The organism is Paraburkholderia sp. SIMBA_027 (genome assembly GCF_046535315.1).
Lineage (GTDB): Bacteria > Pseudomonadota > Gammaproteobacteria > Burkholderiales > Burkholderiaceae > Paraburkholderia > Paraburkholderia tropica.
The window spans coordinates 1-237 of sequence record NZ_JAWRWY010001576.1; the positions used below are offsets into that span (position 1 = coordinate 1).

The following is a 237-nucleotide window of genomic DNA, read 5'->3' on the forward strand; positions in this document are numbered from 1 at the left end:
GATCGCCAGGGCCGCCAGCGTCAGGAAATCGTAGCGCGCCAGCCAGGCGTCCTTGGGATACCACCAGTGCGTGCCCAGCAGCAGCGCGCACATCAGGCCGCCGAACAGGCAGGCCCAGGCCTGCTTCACGCCGAAGCGGAAGAACTCGTAGAAGGCGACGCCCAAACGACCGCGGCCGGCCAGATGATCGGCCAGCCGCGCTTCCCACCCCTGCAGTCTCGCGATGAGCGGCCAGTC

General features: G+C 68.8%; 1 protein-coding gene. It reads right to left on the bottom strand.

Going from position 1 to position 237, the window contains the following annotated elements; genetic code table 11:
• Window positions 1-237 (bottom strand): DUF817 family protein (locus SB764_RS44485; protein ID WP_410867375.1); only part of this gene is annotated, 237 nt, incomplete at both ends.